Genomic DNA, 18,240 nt, shown 5'->3' with positions numbered 1-18,240 from the left:
ATCAGCCTTTCAGTCCGGTCAGCGCGATGCCCTCGACGAAGTACTTCTGTGCGAAGGCGAACAACAGCACGATCGGCAGCAGCACCACTGCGGCCGCGGCCATCAGGTACCCCCACTGTGCGGTGTAGGTGCCCTGGAACGACGCCAGCCCCATTGCCAGCGTGTACTTGTCCGAGTCGTTCAAGTAGATCAGGGGGCCGAGATAGTCGTTCCAGACCCCGAGGAACGTGAACACACTCACCACGGCCAGGGCCGGCTTCGACAGCGGCAGGATGATCCGCCAGTACACCTGCAGCGGCGTCGCCCCGTCGATGTACGCCGACTCGTCCAGCTCGTACGGGATCGACAGGAAGAACTGGCGGAGCAGGAAGATGTTGAACACCCCGGTGCCGAACCAGTGCGGCAGGATCAGCGGTACGTAGGTGTTCACCAGGCCGAGCTTCTGCCAGAACAGGAACGTCGGGATCAGCGTCACGGCGTACGGCAGCATCACCCCGGACATCAGGATGCCGAAGACGAGGTTCTTGTGTTTCCAGCGCAGCCGGGCGAACGAGAACGCCGCCAGCGAGCAGGACAGCACGGTCCCGATCAGTACGCCGGCCTCGATGATCAGCGTGTTCAGGAAGTACCGCGCGAACGGCACCTGCGTGAGCGCGCCGGAGAAGTTGTCCCAGGCAAAGGGTTTCGGGATCCATTGCGGTGGCGAGACGAAGATCTGGCCCGAGTCCATCAACGCGCTGCGGACCAGCCAGATCAACGGCAGCAGTGTCGGGATGGCGCCGGCGATCAGTAGCAGGTAGACGAGGAGCTTCTTCCCCACACCTCGCGGCGCGAGCGGCCGCGACGCCGGTGGTGTGGCCGCCACCACTTCGGGTTTCTCCAGTACGGCGGTCATCGGGCGCTCCCGGCCTCGTAGTAGACCCAGCGGCTGGAGTTGCGGAACAGCACCACGGTGACCGCCATGATCACCAGGAACAGCACCCAGGCCAGCGCGCTGGCGTATCCCATCTCGTTGTTCGTGAACGCGGTCCGGTACAGGTAATAGATGTAGAACAGGGTCGAGTCGTTCGGCCCGCCCTCGGTCATCACCGCGGCCTGCACGAAGACCTGCAACGCCCCGATGACACTCGTCACCAGGCTGTAGAAGATCGTCGGCGTCATCATCGGCAGGGTGATGTGCCGGAACTTCCGCCACGCACCGCCACCGTCGACCGCGATCGCCTCGTAGAGCTGTCGTGGCACGCCCTGCAGTCCCGCCAGGAAGATGACAGCGACGTTGCCGAAGCCCCACACCGACATCAGGATCAGCGACGGGATCGCCGTACTCTCGTCGAAGATCCACTGCGACCGGGGCAGTCCGGCCTTCTCGGTCAGCGTGTTCAGCAGCCCGAAGTCGGGGTTGAACAGCCAGATCCACAGCATCGAGTTGGCCACGATCGGCACGATCGCGGGCAGGTAGTAGATCACCCGGAACACGGCCTGCCCGCGGACCGGCTGGTTCAGCACCAGTGCGACAGCGAAAGCGACGATCAGCAGCAGCGGTACGGCGCCCAGCGTGTAGTAGAGCGTGGCCCATAGCGACTTGAAGAAGCTGTCGTCGGCCGTGAACATCCTTCTGTAGTTGGCGAAACCGACGAACTTCGGTGCCGCGCCGATGGTCCAGTCGGTCAGGCTGATCACCGCCGAGGCGATCATCGGCAGGAAGGTGAACGCGACGAAGCCGATGATCGCGGGCAGTGCCAGCAGCACGCCCCAGCGTGCCTCCTGCTTCATCGGAGAAGAAGCCATCACAGCTCCTGGAGGGGCCACTTGCCCTGCAGCAGCGCCTGCATCTTCGGCTTCAGCGCCTTGACGATGTCGACCGGCGCGCCCTTGTTCAGGCTGATCTGCTCGATCGCCGGGTCGAGCACCTGGTGGATCCGCTCCGCGTTCTTGATCTGCTGTCCCCAGTCGGTGACGCCGTTCTTCAACGTCGTGTCGACCACCGCGGTCTGGAAGTTGGCCGGATACTTGTCCTTCAGCACCCATTTGTCGATCTCGGCCTGGTCCGTGTAGTACTTCTTCTGCAGCGGCGCCCAGAGCCCGTCCTTGAACAGATCGACGTGTTCGGGGTCGTTGTAGTAGAGGTAGAGCTCGATCGCCTCCTCCGGGTGTTTGGTCTTGGCGAAGATCGCGCCGGCCGCACCGCCGGTCATCGTCAACGGCTCCTTGAACTTGGGCAGTACGGCGACGCCGAACGGCACCTTGCTCTCCATCAGGTCGAGCAGCGTCCAGTTGCCGTCGATGATCATCCCGACCCGCTTGGTCTGCAGCTGCACCGATGTGGTGGGCGCGTTCTTGCCCAGCTGGGCCGGACTCGGCGCCACCCGGTGCACGTAGATCAGGTCCTGGATCTTCTTCAGTACGTCGATCGCGGCGGCCGAGTCGAGCGCGAACTTGGTACCGTCCTCGTTCACCATGTCGCCGCCGTTCGAGCGCAGCAGGCTGTAGAGCGGAGCACCGCCGATCGGCGCGATCGTGCCGAACTGCTTCACCTTGCCGGAGTCGAAACCATCCTCCGAGGGGTGCTTGCCGTTCTGGTCGACGGTCAGCTTGTCCGCCGCCTGGACGAAGTCGTCCCAGCTCCAGGCAGTGTCCGCGGTGAACGGCGCCGGGTCGAGACCGGCCGCCTTGAACGCGTCGGTGTTGTAGTAGAGGATCTGCACGCCCATCGCCAACTGGTTCGCGGCGAGCTTGTCCTTGCCGTACCAGAAGTAGCTGCTCGGCAGCCGGTCCTTGAGCTCGGGGTACTTGTCCAGGTACGGGAACAGGTTGAGGATCAGGTCCTTCTGGGCCAGGTCGTACATCTGCCCGGTGCCCAGGTAGGCCAGGTCGGGCGGGGTGTTCGCGGCGACCAGGCTGGACACCTTGGTCGGATAGTTCGACACCGGCACGTACATCGGGTCGACCTTCGCGCCATCGTGCTCCTTGCCGTACTTCTTCAGCATCTCGTCGATCGCCTTCTTCTCGAAGGCCGATCCCCAGTACATGAAGCTGAGCGGGCCACCGGTCCCGCCGGCGTCGTCCGAGCCGCCGCACCCGGCCAGCGTGGCCGGCCCCAGTCCGGCGGCGGCGACGGCCACCCCGCCGGTCCGGAGCAGCTGTCTCCGGGTCAGTCCTGAACTGGTCATGCGAACTCCTTGGTCCCGGGAGGCTTTTCGGCGAGCGTATGGTCTTTAATGTCGACCGTCAACAGAAAGATGTCGAGCGAAGTTCTAATTGATACTGTGTGAGCAGCGTCGGACCACGAGGGGGACCCAGGATGACCACCGCGCCACTACGCTCCCGCCGCCGTACGGCGTCCCAGTCCCGGATCGCCCGGTCCGGCGAGATCCTCGAGCTGGTCCGGCACGGCCGGGCGAACACAACCGGCCAGCTGGCCGACGAGCTCGGCATCGCCCGGTCCACCGTGAACGATCGGGTCGACGTACTGCTGGCTGCTGGGCTGCTGTCCCTGGACGGACCGTCCGCCGACGGATCCCGCGGGCGGCCGGCGGCGACGCTCAGCTTCAGCCCGCGCGCCGGACTGACCCTGGCCGCGCAGCTCGGCATCTCGGGCATCCGGCTGGCCGCGACCGACCTGGCCGGCGAGATCCTCACCAGCACGATGATCGACATCGACCTGGCCGACGGCCCGGAGGCGGTGCTGTCAGAGGTCACCCGCACGTACGACGGGATGCTCGAGCAACTGGACGCGGACCCGGCCCGGGTGCACGGCATCGGCTTCGGGATGCCGGCCCGGGTGGAGCTGGCATCGCAGGGTGGCGGCGCGGACTGGACGGCCGAGTCGGTGTGCGAGGTACTGAACCGCTGGATGGACGTGCCGATCTTCGTCGACCATGACGTCAACCTGCTCGCGTTCGGCGAGCACTGCGCCCGCACCGACGAGCCCGAGGTGCTGGTCTGCGTGAAGGTCGGCACGGTCATCGGCTGCGGGGTCGTTGTCAACGGCAAGGTGATCCAAGGTGTCTCGGGCCTCGCCGGGGAGATCGGTCACACCCGCGTCGGTGCGTCCGAAGTGCCCTGCAGTTGCGGCAATCTCGGCTGCCTCAACGCCGTCGCAAGTGGTGGCGCCCTCGCCCGTCGCCTGCGGGCCGAGGGTGTGGATGCGCCGAACGCTCGTGCGGTCGCGACTCTGGCCCGGTCCGCGCACGTCGAGGCGGGACACGCGGTGCGGATCGCCGGTCGCGACATCGGCGAAGTTCTGGCCGGCGTGGTCAATCTGCTCAACCCCGGCGTCATCAGCCTGTGGGGATACCTCGCCGAGGCCGAGGAGCAGTTGATCGCCGGCATTCGCGAGAGCATCGCCAAGTCGGCACAGTCAGGCCCGGCGGGCGACGTACGGATCGAGCCCGCGACCATGGGACCGGACGCAGGTCTGTACGGCGCGGCCATGATGGTCGTCGAGCACGCCCTCCAACCGGTCGCGGTCGACAGTCACCTGCTTGCTCTTCAGCGCTAGGCTCGGCGGTCATGGCCAGGTATTTCGACGTACATCCGGAGAATCCTCAGCGGCGGGCGGTCGGTCAGGTGGTGGACCTCCTCCGTGAGGGCGGGCTGATCGCGTACCCGACGGACTCCTGCTTCGCGCTCGGTTGCCAGCTGGGGAACCGGGACGGGATCGACCGGATCCGGGCCATCAGGCACCTCGACGACAAGCACCACTTCACCCTGGTCTGCCAGGACTTCGCTCAGCTCGGGCAGTTCGTGCACATCAGCAACGCGGTCTTCCGGTCGATCAAGGCGGCGACCCCGGGCAGCTATACGTTCATCCTGCCGGCCACCAAGGAGGTGCCGCGCCGGCTGCTGCACCCGAAGAAGAAGACCGTCGGCGTACGCATCCCCGACCACGTCGTGGCGCAGGCCCTGGTCACCGAGCTCGGTGAACCGCTCGTCTCCAGCACCCTGCTGCTCCCCGACCACGAGGAGCCGATGACGCAGGGCTGGGAGATCAAGGAAGAGCTGGACCACCAGGTGGACGCCGTCGTCGACGGCGAAGCCGGCACCGAACCCACCACAGTCATCGACTTCTCCGAAGACTTCCCCGAAATAGTCCGCGTCGGCGCCGGAGACCCCAAGCTCTTCGAGTAGGCGCTACCACTGGTTCCAGTGCAGGACCTGGTCGCGTGGGACGCGCTTGGCCGGACGGAAATCGGTGCCGAGCGTGAAGGCGAGCGGGATGAACGCCGCCAGCATCACCTTGTCGTACGGAACGCCGAGGATCTCGGCGAGCTCACGTTCGAGCGGTGCCTGCGCTGTTGTCCAGACCGTCCCGAGACCGCGCTCGCGGGCGGCGAGCATGAAGCTCCAGACGGCAGGCAGGATCGATCCCCAGACCCCGGACTGCACGTCGACCGACGCCCGGTCGGTGCGTCCCTCGACGGCCGGGATGACGAAGGCCGGCACCCGATGGATGTTGTCCACCAGGTAGCGCAGGCTGTCGAAGACCCGCTCGGTCGAGGCTGCGTGGTAGTTCATTCGCGACACATCGCGGTCGGTCAGCGGGTGGCCGGTCGCCAGTGGCAGTGCACGCCGGAACACGTCGGCCACGGCCTGCCGCTGGGCCGCCTCGGTGACGACCAGGAAGTGCCAGCGTTGCCGGTTGCGGCCGGTCGGGGCCTGGGTGGCGAGATCGACGCACTCCTCGATCAGCTCGCGCGGCACGGGGCGGGTGAGATCGAGGCGTCTGCGCACTGCACGCGTCGTGGACAGAACCTCGTCGGCCGACAGGTTCAGTGACATCAGGACAAGACCCTTCCGGTAGAAGATCATCCGTTTCAGGATTATCTGCAAGCATAGTACCGTCCGAGTCTTGCGAGCGGGAAATGGCCGGCCCACGACAACCACCTCCACGTCCGCTTCTGCGAGAAGGTCCACCCCGACTCCCTCTACACCTGCTGACCCTCGGTGTACCTAAGGACAGGTAGTAGTCCTGTGAAGGCGGGTCCGCGGCCGCTGCCCAGGCGGGGGATCGGATGTATGCATACCTCTACGTCCTGTTCTTCGGTACGGCATGCAGACTGTGGGGCATGACGCAGACATTGGACCTCTCGCCCGACGAACTGCTCACCACGACCCGTACGGTCCGTAAGCGGCTGGATCTGGAGAAGCCGGTTCCGGCCGAGTTGATCCGGGAGTGCATCGAGGTCGCGTTGCAGGCGCCGTCGGGGAGTAATCGGCAGACCTGGCACTGGCTGGTGATCACGGACGCCGAGAAGCGGGCGGTGATCGGGGAGTACTACCGGCTCGCGGTCGAGAAGTACCTGGCCGGGTCCGGGGCCGCCGGGAAGTTGTACGCCGACGACCCGGTCCGCGGGCCGATCCAGCGCAGAATCGGGGACGGCGTGGCCTATCTGGGTGAGCGGATGGGGCAGGTCCCTGTCCTCGTCATCCCGTGTCTGCAGGCGAAGAACCTGCCGGCGGGCAACCAGGCCGGGTTGTGGGGCTCGATCCTGCCCTCTGCGTGGAGCTACTGCCTGGCCGCGCGCGCCCGCGGACTCGGTACGGCGTGGACCACCCTGCATCTGAACTACGAGCAAGAGGTCGGCGAACTGCTCGGACTGCCGGAGGACATCCGCCAGACAGCACTGATCCCGACCGCGTACACGATCGGCACCAACTTCAAGCCCGCGCCCCGGCAGCCGCTCGACGGCATCCTGCACGCCGACACCTGGTAGCACGTTGCTAAGGGCAACGGTCAGGAGGCGGCCATCTCCTCGATGGTCAGACCGCTGAGAACCGACCGTGGCTCGGTGACCGTCAGATCGACCGCGGGATCGGCCGCGGCGTCGCGGACCTTCACCAGCAACCAGTCCCCACCGGTGCGGGTGAAGGCCCAAGCGCCGTTGAGTTTCACGCCGTGCAGTTGAACCTTGAAATGACCGCGTTCGATCGCCTGGGCCGGGTCCACCACCTGGTGCCGCTCGTCGCGGGTCAGGTTGGTGTAGATCCCGGCGTCCCAGACGATCACGGCGCCACTGCCGTACTGCGCGTCGGCATGCACGCCTTCGTAGGAGGCGTACTCGAGGTCGTGGTCGGTGGTGAAGACGGCCAGCCGCTTCACCACCGGATCCAGTGACGGCCCACGCGGGACCGCCCATGACTTGAGTACGCCGTCCACCTCGAGCCGGACGTCGTAGTGCAGCCGCCGGGCGTCGTGCAGCTGCACCACGAAGATCGGCCTGTTCGTCAAGCGGCGGCTGCCGCAGGCGGCTCGATCCGGTCGCGCAGCCGGTCGAGGATGCCGCGGAGCAACCGGGACACCTGCATCTGGCTCACTCCGATCTCGGCACCGATGTCCGCCTGGGTGTGACCCTCGACGAACCGTAGTTCCAAAATCTTACGCTCGCGCGGCGCGAGCGCGCTCAGCACCGGCTCGAGTACGGCGACCGCCTCGGTCCGCTCGAACGCGGTGTCGTCGGAGTCGGCGATCGTGTCGGCCAGGTTCGCGGCCGAGTCGTCGTCGACCGGGCGGTCCAGGGACAGCACCGAGAAGCAGCCGTCGGCGGCGATGGCGTCCTCGATCTCGTTGACCTGGGCCCCTATTTCGTCGGCCAGCTCCTGATGGGTCGGCTCGCGGTGCAGTTCCTGCACCAGCCGCGGCCGGACCGAGGCGATGGAACCTTGCAGTTCCTGCAGGCGGCGCGGGATCCGGACCGTCCAGGAGCAGTCCCGGAAGTACCGTTTCACCTCGCCCCGGATGGTCGGTACGGCGTACGCCAGGAACGGCGTGTCGGCGTCCGGGTTGTAGCTGCGGGCGGCCTTGACCAGGCCCAGGTACGCGACCTGGTCGAGATCGTCGGCCTCCACGCCGCGCCCGCGGAACCGCGAGGCGATGCTGTGCGCGATACCGAGGTGGAGTTCGATCGCTTGATCGAGGAGGGCCTGCCGGAGATTCTCGTCCGTGCTGGCGGCTCGCCGGCTCAGCAGGGACCTGGTTTCGCTGTCTCGGCGCTGCTTCCGATCGGTGCGGCGCGGCTCGGCGGTGGTGCTGGCAACGGTGTTCATGATGTCTGACCTCGCGACTCTGAGTCACGGCGCGGCACATGGTCTGGACCGCGGTCAGGAACTTCTGCTCCCATTCCTACCCCACCGACCCTGGGTTATGCATCCTGACAGGCAGTAGGTTGCCGCCATGGACTGGAAGCTCGAGCTGGTGTCGGTCCCGGTGTCGGACGTCGACCGGGCCAAGGCGTTCTACACGGACAAGGTCGGCTTCGTCGCCGATCACGACCATCAGGTCAGCGAGGAACTGAGGTTCGTTCAGCTCACGCCGCCCGGGTCGGCCTGCTCGATCGCGATCGGTAGCGGCATGGGCCAGGCCGAGCCCGGCTCCGTGCGCGGGCTGCAGATCGTGGTGTCCGACGCCGACGCGGCCCGCGCCGAGCTGGCGGGTCGCGGGGTGGACGTGTCGGACGTCCAGGAGATGCCGTGGGGCCGGTTCGTCTTCTTCAGCGACCCGGACGGAAACACTTGGGCACTGCAGCAGATCGTCGGCCGCGCCGACTAGTTTTTACAGCTCGCGCCGACTGGTGGTTCGGGGTTCCGGATCAATCCGAATTACCGCTAACGGTGGGTCATCTGTCGGTTGTAGGGTGGCCTTTGGCTGAGCGATCAGCCCCCCAGATGATGGTTGTGTGTCCTTGCGAGGGCGACGATGACCGGTCTTCAGCATCACCCCACAGCAGTACGACGCCACCCCACCGCTTCCGCCCCTGTCCAGAAGTCAGGTGCCATGCCAGTAGCCACTTCCCCGGCCCGGCCCGTGGCTGTCCAGGTCCGCATCGGCGGTCGCTGGATCGCCGGCCAGGAGCTGGGCCGCCGGACCGGAGCGGCCGGGGCTGACGAGGTCCTCGTCAGCCACCACGGCCACTTGGTCTGGGTCGACCAGCAGTCGGTCCGCGGGTCCTGAAAGCCCTTACCCAGCAGGGATTTCAGGAGAGAGATTTCGCAACCAGGTTGCCGATCTCGATCGCCGGCGCCGACTGCGCCGGGTCGAACAAGGTCCTGGTCAACGCGAACGCCACGCCTGAGCGCGTATCGGCCCAGGCGACGCTGCCACCCATGCCAGGCATCCCGAACGACGTCGGGCTCTCCTCCGCTGTCGAACCGAGCCGGCCGATCGGGTAGCCCAGCGCCCACGTCGCCGGATTCCCGAGCAGTTCGTCCTTCGAGACCAGGGCCGGACCGGTGATCTCCGCGACCGCCTCCGGCCGGACCAGCCGAACACCGTCGACCTCACCGATCAGAGCGGCGTACAGCTTGGCGATGCCGCGGGCGGTCAGGACGCCGCTGGACGGGGTCTCGGCGGCGAGGTGCTCGGAGGTGTTGAGGGTTGCGGCGCGGGGCATGACGGCGGGCGGAGTGACTGTCGCGAACATCCCGGCCAGCACGGCGAAGGTCTCCTCGGCGCCGTCGGGCTCGACGAGCGTGGCGACGCGGTGCTGCTGGTCGAGCGGTACGCCGAAGTACACCTCGTCCGCGATCCCGAGCGGCTCGGCGATCTCCCGCAGTACGTCGGAAATCGTGCGACCCGTTGCGCGACGGACGATCTCGCCGACGAGATAGCCGAAGGTCTCGGCGTGGTACGTCGTCTTGGTGCCCGGCTCCCACCATGGCTCGGCCGCGGCGAGGTACGACGTCAGCTTCGTCCAGTCGGCCAGGTCCGCGAGGGTGGTGTCCGGCGGCAGGGCGGGCAGGCCGACCGAGTGGGTCAACACGTGCCGCAACGTCGCCTTCTCCTTGCCGTGCGCTGCGAACTCGGGCCAGATGTCCGCGATCGGAGAGTCGTACGCGAGGACGCCGCGATCGACCAGCACGTTGGCGGCGGTTGCGGCCGCGGCCTTGCCGGTCGAGGCGCTGTAGAACAGGGTGCTCGCGGTGACCGGGCGGCCGGTCGCGGGGTCGGAGACACCCGCGACGGCATCGACGACCAGTTCGCCGTTCTGGTACACCGCCACCTGCAATCCGATCTCGGTCTCGGCCAGCTCGTCGACCCGCTGCTGCACCTGCTCCTGAAGATTCGCCACGTTGCCCATCCTGTCTCCTTCCGTGTTCCGTCACTGCCAGGTCGGAGCGGGCCCCGCGTTCTTGACGTGCGGTGCGGCAGACTTCGCCTGTGGAGTTGCGGCAGCTGGAGTACTTCGTGGCGGTGGCGCACGAGCGCAGTTTCACGCTGGCCGCTCGGCGGTTGCATGTGGTGCAGAGCGCGGTGAGTGCCGCGATTGCCGCGCTGGAACGCGATCTCAGGGTCACGCTGTTCGAGCGGAGCGCCCAGCGGGTGGTCCTGACAGAGGCGGGTACGGCGTTTCTGCCGGAAGCGCTGGCGGTGATGGACGCGGTCCAGGGCGCGCGTGACGTGGTCGACGAATTCGGTGCGGGCATGCGCGGGTCCGTTCGGGTCGGTTTGCTGCCGGGTCTCGGGCTGGTCGACCTGCCCGCCGCGGCCGGTGAGTTCCGCCGGAGGTACCCGAACGTCGAGCTCCAGTTGCGGGTCGACGCCGAAGGATCGGCCGGCGTGATCGTCGCGCTGCGGAACGGCGACATCGACGTGGGGTTCCTCGGGATCGCGGCCGGCAGCGTGCCGCGCGAGCTGACCGCCTGGGAACTGCTCCGTGTTCCGCAGGTCCTCGCGGTCCCGGTCGGGCACCGGCTCGCGCGCCGACGGTCGGTGACACTGGCCGACCTCGCGGACGAGGCGTTCGTCGACTTCCCGCCCGGGTTCGGGACCCGGACGATGATCGACCAGACCTTCGAGGCGGCCGGGATCGGACGGCACGTGGTGGTCGAGGCGCTCGGCATCGAGAACGGCGTCGAGTTCGTCCGGCACGGCGTCGGCCTCGGCATCCTGCCCGGGTACGCCGTGGCGGATCAGAAGGCGATCCGGGTCGTGGCGATCACCGGCGAATCGTTCCAGTGGTCGCTGTACATGGCCACGCTGAAGAAGCGGAAACCGACCGCCGCGCTGCGGGCCCTCCTCGGTCTGGTCAGTACCCATCTCCGGCATCCGGCGGGCACCGATCCGGGTGCCGACGTACATCAACAGAATTGATTCACCCATCGACTTGAGTCGTTGGCCTTGATCCATCCTGCGGAGCACGATCTAGGTGTCAGCAAGACCAGGCACCGAGATCGAGGAGCAGGACGATGACCGAGAACACCACCACCGAGCGGGTCGCCATCGTGACCGGCGGATCCAGTGGCATCGGCCGCGAGGCGGCGGCCCGGCTGGGCCGCGACGGCTACGCGGTGGTGATCGTGTACAGCGGCAACCAGGCGGCGGGCGAAGAGGCCGTCAAGGAGGTCGAGCAGGCCGGCGGCCGGGGCATCGCGATCCAGGCCGACGTCGCCGACGAGACCGCGGTGGCCGCGCTGTTCGACCGGACCGAGCAGGAGTTCGGCTGGGTCGACGTGGTCGTGCACGCGGCCGGGATCATGCCGCTGTCGCCACTGGCCGACCTCGACCTGGACGTGTTCGACCGGGTCGTGCGGACCAACCTTCGCGGCACCATCGTGGTCGACCAGCAGGCCGTCCGGCGGGTACGCAACGGCGGCGCGATCGTGAACATCTCCAGCTCGCTGACCAAGCTGGCCCGGCCCGGCTACTCCGCCTACTCCGCCACCAAGGGCGGCGTCGAGGCCATCACCCTGATCCTGGCTCGCGAACTGCGCGGCCGTGACATCACCGTCAACACCGTCGCCCCCGGTCCGACCGCGACCCCGCTGTTCTTCGAGGGCAAGCCGCAGGAACTGATCGACCGGATCGCCGCCGAGCCGCCGCTGGAGCGCCTGGGTGAGCCGACCGACATCGCCGAGATCATCGCCTTCCTGGCCGGTCCGGCCCGCTGGATCAACGGCCAGGTCATCTACGCCAACGGCGGCTCGGCCGCGTAAACCCCCTGATTTCGAAAGGAAAACCGTTATGAGCAAGACAGTCCTGATCAGTGGCGCGTCGAGCGGCTTCGGTGCACTCACCGCCCGTGCCCTCGCCGACGCCGGCCACATCGTGTACGCCTGAATGCGCGACCTCAACGGCCGGAACGCGGCGGCCGCCTCCGACGCCAAGCAGTACGCGACCGAGCACAACGTCGACCTCCGGCCCGTCGAGCTGGACATCAGCTCGGACGAGTCGAGCCGCCAGGCTGTGAACACCGTGGTGAGCGAGACCGGTCGACTCGACGTACTCGTGCACAATGCCGGCCACATGGTCACCGGCCCGGCCGAAGCGTTCACGCCGGAGCAGTTGGCCGACCTGTACGACACCAACGTGGTCGGCACGCAGCGACTCAACCGCGCGGCGCTTCCGCAGATGCGCGGGCAGCAGGACGGGCTGATGGTGTGGGTTGGTAGTTCGAGCACGCGCGGCGGGAACCCGCCGTACCTGGCGCCGTACTTCGCGGCGAAGGCGGCGATGGACGCGCTGGCGCAGAGCTACGCGCTGGAGGTCGCGCGCTTCGGGATCGAGACCACGATCGTCGTACCGGGCGCCTTCACCCACGGGACCAACCACTTCGCCCACAGCGGCAAGCCGGCCGACACCGACATCGTGTCTGCGTACGAGACGAAGTACGCCGGTCTGATGGAGCAGGTCAGCCAGAAGCTGGCCGAGCTCGAGCCGGCCTGGGCCGATGTCGCCGAGGTGGCCAAGGAGATCGTCACCGTGGTGGACACCGAGAAGGGCCGGCGGCCGTTCCGGGTGCACATCGACCCGTCCGACGACGGTGCCACGGTGGTGAACGGGGTCGCCGACCGGGTCCGCGCCGAACTGCTCCGGCGGATCGGCCTGGACGACCTCCTCCACCCGGTGGCATGAGGGGCCTGGTCGACGTCCACTCGCACTTCCTGCTGCCGGAGTACGTGGCAGCAGCCGAACGCGCCGGGCATCTCCGTCCAGACGGGATGCCCGGCTGGCCGGAGTGGAGCGTCCGCAAGCAGCTCGGCCTGATGGACCGCAACGAGATCGCGACCGCTCTGCTGTCCGTGTCGTCGCCGGGGGTGCACTTCGGCGACGACTTCCGGGCGCAGGTGCTGGCCCGGCGGATGAACGAGGCCGCGGCCGAGCTGGGCCGCGACCACCCGGGACGGTTCGGCTCCTTCGCCAGCCTGCCGCTGCCGGATGTCGATGGTGCCCTGGTCGAACTGGATTACGCGTACGACGTCCTGCACGCGGATGGCGTCGTACTGATGAGCAATGCCGGCGGTCAGTATCCGGGTGAGCCGTCGTGGGAGCCGTTGTGGCATGCGTTGAACGACAGATCGGCGCTGGTGTTGCTGCACCCGACCTCGCCGCCGCAGTGGCGACAGGTCGCCCTGGACCGGCCGCGGCCGATGATCGAGTTCGTCTTCGACAGCGCCCGGGCGGTCACCGACCTCGCGCTCACCGGCGTGTTCGCCCGCTACCCCGACATCCGCTTCATCGTCTCGCCCGCCGGTGCTGTGCCGATGATCGCCGAACGCCTCGATCTCTTCCAGTCAACGTTCACACCCCCGTCCGGCGGTCTGCCGAGCGTTGCCTCCCAGTTGCAAACCCTCTGGTATGACTCCACCGGCGCGTCTGCACCCGACAGCCCCGACCGTCTCGTCTTCGGTAGTGGCTACTGCTTCACTCCGACAGACGCGGTCCCCCGCCACCTCGCCGGCCTCGACGTCGCCGTACCCGGCTGGCGGAAACACGCGAAGACCAACGCGTCCGAACTCATTTCAGCCCGCGCGCATAGTCGTGTGCGAACTTGATCGTCCGTTCCCGCTCCTCATCGGTGCCGACCGGGCAGAGCAGGAACTCGGTCGCTCCGGCCTCCGCGAACCGCTCGATCTCCTTCGCGACGGCCGACTCGTCGCCCAGTACGGCGGTGTCCTCCGGCCCCGCCTTGCCGCCGCGATCCAGAACTGCTCTGTAGGCGGGCATGTCGCCGGCCGGCCCGAACCGGGCCCGGATCCACTCGCGGCTCGCGTCCGGATCGTCGGTCAACGCGACGCATGCGCCGGCGATGATCTGCGGACGCGGGCGACCCGCAGCCGTCGCGGCCTGGTCGATCGTCGGCCGGATGAAGCTCTCGATCACCTCCGGTCCGACCCAGCTGGTCGTCGTACCGGCGGTCAGCTCACCCGCGATCTTCAGCATCCGCGGGCCCAGCGCGGCCAGGATCAGCTCAGGTGCCTCAGTCCCGGGGATCTCGATGTGCCCGCGCGCGGTCAGCTTCTCGCCCTCGTACGCGACCGGCTCGCCGGACAGCAGTGGCCCGAGGGCTTCGACGTACTCGCGCATGTAGCGGGCCGGCTGCTCCATCGACAGCCCGAACATGCCCTCGATGATCTGCGGATGACTCGACCCGATCCCGAGCGTCAGCCGGTTGCCGATCACCGCCTGCACGCTGAGCGCCTGCGCTGCCAGCGCGAGCGGGTGCCGGGGATAGACCGGCACGATGCCGACCGCGAACTGGATGGTCGAGGTGAACGGCGCCGCCCCCGCGATCAGCGTGAGTGCGTCCCATCCGAGCCGCTGGCTGAACCAGATCCGGTCGATGCCGTGCTCCTCAGCCGCCTTCGCGGCCGCGCCAACCTCGTCGATGCGCAGGTTCTCTTCGTCGATCCACAGTCCGAGTCTCATGTCCATCAGTCAACGAGCCCGGGGAGCGGTGACCAAGCCCCGATTACGCTGGGCAGCGATAACGACTCGTGATCGCTGGAGGTCCCCGATGGAGCTACGGCAGCTGCGGTACTTCGTCACCGTCGCCGAGGAACTCCACTTCGGCAAGGCCGCCGAGCGGCTCAACATCGTCCAGCCCGCGGTCAGTCAGCAGGTGGCCCGGCTGGAACGCGAACTCGGCCTGAAGCTGCTCGACCGGTCCTCCCGCCACGTCCGGCTGACCGGTGACGGCGAGCGGATGCTGCGCGAGGCACGGACGATCCTCGCTGCCGCCGACCGCGCCACCGAGGTCGCGGCCGAGCTGGTTTCCGGACAGAGCGGCGTACTGCGCATCGGGACCGCGCAGGGACTGCGGGATCGGCTCGAGCGTGGGTTGGCCGTGCTGCGGTCGGACAGTCCGGGAATCGAGATCAAGCTCAGCTCGGGCTCGGCCGCGGATCACCTCGAGGCGCTGCGCGCGGGTGAGCTCGACGTCGCGTTCGTCCGCGGTGAGGTGGCTGCCGCCGATCTCCAGGTGGTCGAGCTCTGGCGGGATCCGCTGTCCGTCCTGGTGCCATCGGCCTACCGGGCGGACGACGGCGTGAAGCTCATCGACCTAGCGGGTCTGCCCTTGCGGTTGCCGGCCGATCCTTGGCTCCTCGAGCGGATGGTCGGCGCCTGCCGGGAGGCCGGGTTCGAACCGCTCGTGGGTCGTCCGGTGGACAACCTGGAGGACACAGTCGTCGAGATGTCGACCGGTGCGCCGGCCTGGACCGTGGTTTACGGCACGTCGTGTGAACCGGCCGAGGGTGCGTTGTGGATGGGGCCGTTCGCGCCGACGCTGTCCGCGCCGGGCAACCTCGTGCTCGCGGTGGGTGATGCGCCGGTCTGCCTGGATGTGCTGGTGAGGGCCTTCGGTTGACAACCCCGGCGGGCCCTGACAGCACCGCCGGGGTGGCGGTTGATCTCTCAACAGCCCGGATCGTATGCGGAATCCCCTCTCCCGAGGAGTGGTCGTCTCAGGAAAAGACACGTGCGGATGGTGGCGCCCGGTGACCGGTCGCTGACGGAGCGGGCTTATCGTTGGTTCTTGCAACCATAACCAGGCCTGGGTGAGGACCCGGTGTCCCGACGTGCGCAGGTACGCCGGGGCACGTGCCGGCCGTTTCCGCCCCGGAGCAGCGCTGACCCGCTGCCCCGGCCCCGAAGCGACCCCGCGTACGAACGGAACCCGATGTCTGCCACCCGGACCGAGGCCATCGACTCGGCGACGGCCCATCCTGCCGCCCCCGAGCAACCCCCAGCCCGCTACCGCTCGATGTACGCCGAGGACCGCCCGGCGCCGTCCAGCCCACCACCGGCCGCCGCCACCATGGATCCGGGGCTGACGCACCGCGAGATCCTCGAGATCCTGGCCGGCCTGCTCGCGGCCCTGTTCACCGCGGTGCTCAGCTCGACCATCGTCAGCAACGCACTGCCGACGATCATCGCGGACCTGCACGGCACGCAGACGCAGTACACCTGGGTCGTCACCGCCAGCCTGCTCGCGATGACCGTGTCGACGCCGGTCTGGGGCAAGCTGTCCGACCTGATGAGCAAGAAGCTGCTCGTCCAGCTCGCGATCATCATGTTCGTGGCCGGATCCGCGCTGGCCGGCGCCGCGCACAACGTCCCGTTCCTGATCGGTGCACGGGTCCTGCAGGGTCTGGCGATGGGCGGTCTGATGGCGCTTGCGCAGGCGATCGTCGGTGCCGCGATCCCGCCGCGCAGCCGCGGCCGGTACTCCGGCTACATGGGTGCGGTGATGGCGGTCGCCACCGTGTCCGGGCCGTTGGTCGGTGGCGTCATCGTCGACACCTCGTGGCTCGGATGGCGCTGGTGCTTCTACGTCTGCGTGCCGCTCGCCGTAGTTTCGTTGATCGTGCTGCAGCGGTACCTGCACCTGCCATTGGTCAAGCGCACGGTGAAGTTGGACTACTTCGGCGCGATCCTGATCGCGGGCGCGGCCAGCCTGCCGCTGATCTGGGTGTCGTTCGCGGGCGAGCACTTCCCGTGGTGGTCCTGGCAGACCGGCGCCTACCTGGGCGGTACGGCGCTGCTGGCCATCCTGGCCGTGATCGTCGAGACCCACGCACGCGAGCCGCTCGTCCCGGTGCGGGTGGTCCGCGAACGCACCACCGCGCTGGCGATCCTGGCCAGCCTCGCGGTCGGCATCGCGATGTTCGGCAGCGCGGTCTTCCTCGGGCAGTACTTCCAGATCGCCCGCGGCTACAGCCCGACCGAGGCCGGGTTGCTGACGATCCCGATGATGTTCGGCTCGTTCCTCGGAACGGTCGGGTCCGGGCAGCTGATCACCCGGTTCGGCAGGTGGAAGCGGTACCTCGTGTTCGGTGGGTTGTTCCTCACCGCGGGGCTCGCGGTGCTTGGGACGATCGACCACGCGTCGCCGTACTGGTACGTCGGCTGCGGCATGCTGTCGATGGGCATCGGCATGGGCATGATGATGCAGAACCTGGTGCTCGCTGTACAGAACACCGTCGACGTCAGCCAGGTCGGTGCGTCGAGTGCCACGGTGACGTTCTTCCGCAGCCTCGGTGGTGCTGTCGGTGTCTCGGTGCTCGGTGCGGTGCTGGCGACCCGGGTCACCGATCTGATCGCCGAGAACCTGCGCGCCCTCGGGCCCGAGGCCGCCGCGGCAGCGCAGAGCGGGGGCGGCGGGAGTGTGCTCGACGTCAACTCGCTGCCGGCGCCCGTCGCCGAGATCGTGCGGCACGCGTACGGCGACGCGACCGGTCGGATCTTCGTGATCGCGGCATGCTCGGCGGTCGTCAGTCTGCTCGCCGTGCTGTTCATCCGCGAGGTGCCGCTGCGGCGGACGGTCGGGATAACCGACGAGGGTGAGGAGCCCGCCGGCACGACAGCTGAGGTGCCGGATGATCCGGCGGAGCGGGCGGCTGTGGTCGCGCTCGATGTGATCACCTCGGCAGAGCGGACCGCTCGCGAGCGTGAGCGCGAGGCCAACGAACGCGTCCAGGCCGCTTCCACGGTGATCCGTCAGATGCGGACCGACGTCGCCGACCTGTTCACTCGGGTCGACCAGCAGATCGCGGCCCTGGAGGACGCCCTCCCCGACGCGGTTCCTCAACCGGCTGCCGCCATTCTCGACTCCCAGCGACCGGCGGGAGAGTTGGTCGACGAGCTGCGGCGTTACGAACTGAGCGTCCTCAGCGCGAGCCAGCGCACCGCCGATCACCTCCGCGAGACCGCCAAGACCGAGGCCGACCAGTTCCTGGCCGAAGCCCGGGCCGAGGAGCAGGAGGTCCGGGTCCGGATCGCCGAACTGGAAGCCGTCGAACAACGCCTCCTCGGCACCATCCGCGACGGCCTCTCCAACACCCCACCACTCCCGCCGGCCCCTCACCCCACCGGCAACGGTTACCCCAGTGAGGACGTCCGAGAGCGCCAGGCGTTCGGGTGAACGTAACGACAGGAGGTAGTGGCCTCCAGCCGGCGATGTGGGTGCAGCTCAGGCGGCGCAGCGGCTCGCCGAGCCGACTACCTCCTGTCCTTAGCGCACA

General features: G+C 68.0%; 19 protein-coding genes. 11 read left to right on the top strand and 8 right to left on the bottom strand.

Annotation, left to right across the window (positions count from 1 at the left end):
- Position 1: 1 nt before the first annotated feature.
- Genes OG817_RS34020 through OG817_RS34010 form a run of 3 tightly spaced genes read right to left on the bottom strand, consistent with a single transcriptional unit; the run spans position 2 to position 3,170 of the window.
- Entirely contained in the window at positions 2–895 is an 894-nt protein-coding gene (locus OG817_RS34020; protein ID WP_406048871.1) for a carbohydrate ABC transporter permease, read from the bottom strand.
- Positions 892–1,788: a carbohydrate ABC transporter permease gene (locus OG817_RS34015; RefSeq protein ID WP_406048870.1), complete on the bottom strand. Its 897-nt coding sequence runs from the start codon at positions 1,786–1,788 to the stop codon at positions 892–894. Before OG817_RS34015 ends, OG817_RS34020 begins: the two co-directional genes overlap by 4 nt.
- Entirely contained in the window at positions 1,788–3,170 is a 1,383-nt protein-coding gene (locus tag OG817_RS34010) for an extracellular solute-binding protein (RefSeq protein WP_406048868.1), read from the bottom strand. Before OG817_RS34010 ends, OG817_RS34015 begins: the two co-directional genes overlap by 1 nt.
- A gap of 131 nt (positions 3,171–3,301) precedes the next feature.
- On the opposite strand from OG817_RS34010, the gene OG817_RS34005 reads away from it, so the two are divergent.
- Both OG817_RS34005 and OG817_RS34000 read left to right on the top strand, forming a co-directional pair.
- The gene (locus OG817_RS34005; RefSeq protein WP_406048866.1) at positions 3,302–4,501 is read left to right on the top strand and encodes an ROK family protein; all 1,200 of its coding nucleotides are present in this window, start codon (positions 3,302–3,304) and stop codon (positions 4,499–4,501) included.
- Between the two features lie 11 nt (positions 4,502–4,512).
- Positions 4,513–5,130, top strand: coding sequence for an L-threonylcarbamoyladenylate synthase (locus OG817_RS34000; protein ID WP_406048865.1), 618 nt, complete (start codon positions 4,513–4,515; stop codon positions 5,128–5,130).
- 3 nt (positions 5,131–5,133) lie between these two features.
- Here the strand turns inward: OG817_RS34000 and OG817_RS33995 are convergent, their stop codons facing one another.
- Entirely contained in the window at positions 5,134–5,811 is a 678-nt protein-coding gene (locus OG817_RS33995; protein ID WP_406048863.1) for a nitroreductase family protein, read from the bottom strand.
- 257 nt (positions 5,812–6,068) lie between these two features.
- On the opposite strand from OG817_RS33995, the gene OG817_RS33990 reads away from it, so the two are divergent.
- The gene (locus OG817_RS33990; RefSeq protein WP_406048862.1) at positions 6,069–6,716 is read left to right on the top strand and encodes a nitroreductase family protein; all 648 of its coding nucleotides are present in this window, start codon (positions 6,069–6,071) and stop codon (positions 6,714–6,716) included.
- Between the two features lie 20 nt (positions 6,717–6,736).
- Here the strand turns inward: OG817_RS33990 and OG817_RS33985 are convergent, their stop codons facing one another.
- On the bottom strand, positions 6,737–7,231 hold the full coding sequence (locus OG817_RS33985) for a DNA polymerase ligase N-terminal domain-containing protein (protein ID WP_396391153.1): 495 nt from the start codon (positions 7,229–7,231) through the stop codon (positions 6,737–6,739).
- On the bottom strand, positions 7,228–8,046 hold the full coding sequence (locus tag OG817_RS33980) for a SigB/SigF/SigG family RNA polymerase sigma factor (RefSeq protein ID WP_406048860.1): 819 nt from the start codon (positions 8,044–8,046) through the stop codon (positions 7,228–7,230). The genes OG817_RS33985 and OG817_RS33980 overlap by 4 nt, the downstream gene beginning before the upstream one ends.
- 127 nt (positions 8,047–8,173) lie before the next feature.
- Between OG817_RS33980 and OG817_RS33975 the strand changes: the two genes are divergently transcribed.
- Both OG817_RS33975 and OG817_RS33970 read left to right on the top strand, forming a co-directional pair.
- Positions 8,174–8,548 (top strand): glyoxalase superfamily protein, encoded by a 375-nt coding sequence (locus OG817_RS33975; protein ID WP_131511081.1) that lies wholly within the window; start codon positions 8,174–8,176, stop codon positions 8,546–8,548.
- A gap of 225 nt (positions 8,549–8,773) precedes the next feature.
- Entirely contained in the window at positions 8,774–8,950 is a 177-nt protein-coding gene (locus tag OG817_RS33970) for a hypothetical protein (RefSeq protein WP_360455520.1), read from the top strand.
- A 22-nt stretch (positions 8,951–8,972) separates the two neighbouring features.
- On the opposite strand, the gene OG817_RS33965 is transcribed toward OG817_RS33970, so the two are convergent.
- Positions 8,973–10,076, bottom strand: coding sequence for a serine hydrolase domain-containing protein (locus tag OG817_RS33965; RefSeq protein WP_406048858.1), 1,104 nt, complete (start codon positions 10,074–10,076; stop codon positions 8,973–8,975).
- A gap of 80 nt (positions 10,077–10,156) precedes the next feature.
- Between OG817_RS33965 and OG817_RS33960 the strand changes: the two genes are divergently transcribed.
- From OG817_RS33960 to OG817_RS33945, 4 genes are all read left to right on the top strand, one after another.
- A complete protein-coding gene (locus tag OG817_RS33960) occupies positions 10,157–11,089 on the top strand; it encodes a LysR family transcriptional regulator (protein ID WP_406048857.1) in 933 nt (310 codons plus the stop codon).
- A 95-nt stretch (positions 11,090–11,184) separates the two neighbouring features.
- Positions 11,185–11,931 (top strand): SDR family oxidoreductase, encoded by a 747-nt coding sequence (locus OG817_RS33955; protein ID WP_406048855.1) that lies wholly within the window; start codon positions 11,185–11,187, stop codon positions 11,929–11,931.
- Between the two features lie 124 nt (positions 11,932–12,055).
- A complete protein-coding gene (locus OG817_RS33950; protein ID WP_406048854.1) occupies positions 12,056–12,850 on the top strand; it encodes an SDR family NAD(P)-dependent oxidoreductase in 795 nt (264 codons plus the stop codon).
- A complete protein-coding gene (locus OG817_RS33945; RefSeq protein ID WP_406048853.1) occupies positions 12,847–13,770 on the top strand; it encodes an amidohydrolase family protein in 924 nt (307 codons plus the stop codon). Before OG817_RS33950 ends, OG817_RS33945 begins: the two co-directional genes overlap by 4 nt.
- On the opposite strand, the gene OG817_RS33940 is transcribed toward OG817_RS33945, so the two are convergent.
- Positions 13,733–14,644, bottom strand: a complete 912-nt coding sequence (locus tag OG817_RS33940; RefSeq protein ID WP_406048852.1) for a TIGR03564 family F420-dependent LLM class oxidoreductase — start codon at positions 14,642–14,644, stop codon at positions 13,733–13,735. The genes OG817_RS33945 and OG817_RS33940 overlap by 38 nt on opposite strands.
- Before the next feature lie 88 nt (positions 14,645–14,732).
- Between OG817_RS33940 and OG817_RS33935 the strand changes: the two genes are divergently transcribed.
- Positions 14,733–15,584 carry a LysR family transcriptional regulator gene (locus tag OG817_RS33935; protein ID WP_406048851.1) on the top strand — a complete coding sequence of 284 codons (852 nt, stop codon included), beginning with the start codon at positions 14,733–14,735 and terminating at the stop codon, positions 15,582–15,584.
- Positions 15,585–15,896: 312 nt separating this feature from the next.
- Complete coding sequence (locus OG817_RS33930) at positions 15,897–18,140, top strand: MFS transporter (RefSeq protein WP_406048850.1); 2,244 nt, start codon at positions 15,897–15,899, stop codon at positions 18,138–18,140.
- The last annotated feature ends 100 nt before the right edge of the window (positions 18,141–18,240 follow it).

Source organism: Kribbella sp. NBC_00889, from assembly GCF_045207705.1.
In the GTDB taxonomy this organism is placed as follows: Bacteria; Actinomycetota; Actinomycetes; order Propionibacteriales; family Kribbellaceae; genus Kribbella.
Note: the sequence above shows the minus strand (reverse complement) of the source record. Positions and strands in the feature narration are given on the sequence as shown.

What these genes read in the sequence shown, in the direction of transcription:
- OG817_RS33955 (WP_406048855.1), top strand. Translation starts at nt 11,185, where the DNA reads ATGACCGAGAACACCACCACCGAGCGGGTCGCCATCGTGACCGGCGGA.
- OG817_RS33965 (WP_406048858.1), bottom strand. Translation starts at nt 10,076, where the DNA reads ATGGGCAACGTGGCGAATCTTCAGGAGCAGGTGCAGCAGCGGGTCGAC.
- OG817_RS33970 (WP_360455520.1), top strand. Translation starts at nt 8,774, where the DNA reads ATGCCAGTAGCCACTTCCCCGGCCCGGCCCGTGGCTGTCCAGGTCCGC.
- OG817_RS34020 (WP_406048871.1), bottom strand. Translation starts at nt 895, where the DNA reads ATGACCGCCGTACTGGAGAAACCCGAAGTGGTGGCGGCCACACCACCG.
- OG817_RS34010 (WP_406048868.1), bottom strand. Translation starts at nt 3,170, where the DNA reads ATGACCAGTTCAGGACTGACCCGGAGACAGCTGCTCCGGACCGGCGGG.
- OG817_RS34005 (WP_406048866.1), top strand. Translation starts at nt 3,302, where the DNA reads ATGACCACCGCGCCACTACGCTCCCGCCGCCGTACGGCGTCCCAGTCC.
- OG817_RS33995 (WP_406048863.1), bottom strand. Translation starts at nt 5,811, where the DNA reads ATGATCTTCTACCGGAAGGGTCTTGTCCTGATGTCACTGAACCTGTCG.
- OG817_RS33940 (WP_406048852.1), bottom strand. Translation starts at nt 14,644, where the DNA reads ATGAGACTCGGACTGTGGATCGACGAAGAGAACCTGCGCATCGACGAG.
- OG817_RS33930 (WP_406048850.1), top strand. Translation starts at nt 15,897, where the DNA reads ATGTCTGCCACCCGGACCGAGGCCATCGACTCGGCGACGGCCCATCCT.
- OG817_RS33990 (WP_406048862.1), top strand. Translation starts at nt 6,069, where the DNA reads ATGACGCAGACATTGGACCTCTCGCCCGACGAACTGCTCACCACGACC.
- OG817_RS34000 (WP_406048865.1), top strand. Translation starts at nt 4,513, where the DNA reads ATGGCCAGGTATTTCGACGTACATCCGGAGAATCCTCAGCGGCGGGCG.
- OG817_RS33980 (WP_406048860.1), bottom strand. Translation starts at nt 8,046, where the DNA reads ATGAACACCGTTGCCAGCACCACCGCCGAGCCGCGCCGCACCGATCGG.
- OG817_RS33950 (WP_406048854.1), top strand. Translation starts at nt 12,056, where the DNA reads ATGCGCGACCTCAACGGCCGGAACGCGGCGGCCGCCTCCGACGCCAAG.
- OG817_RS33935 (WP_406048851.1), top strand. Translation starts at nt 14,733, where the DNA reads ATGGAGCTACGGCAGCTGCGGTACTTCGTCACCGTCGCCGAGGAACTC.
- OG817_RS33975 (WP_131511081.1), top strand. Translation starts at nt 8,174, where the DNA reads ATGGACTGGAAGCTCGAGCTGGTGTCGGTCCCGGTGTCGGACGTCGAC.
- OG817_RS33945 (WP_406048853.1), top strand. Translation starts at nt 12,847, where the DNA reads ATGAGGGGCCTGGTCGACGTCCACTCGCACTTCCTGCTGCCGGAGTAC.
- OG817_RS34015 (WP_406048870.1), bottom strand. Translation starts at nt 1,788, where the DNA reads ATGGCTTCTTCTCCGATGAAGCAGGAGGCACGCTGGGGCGTGCTGCTG.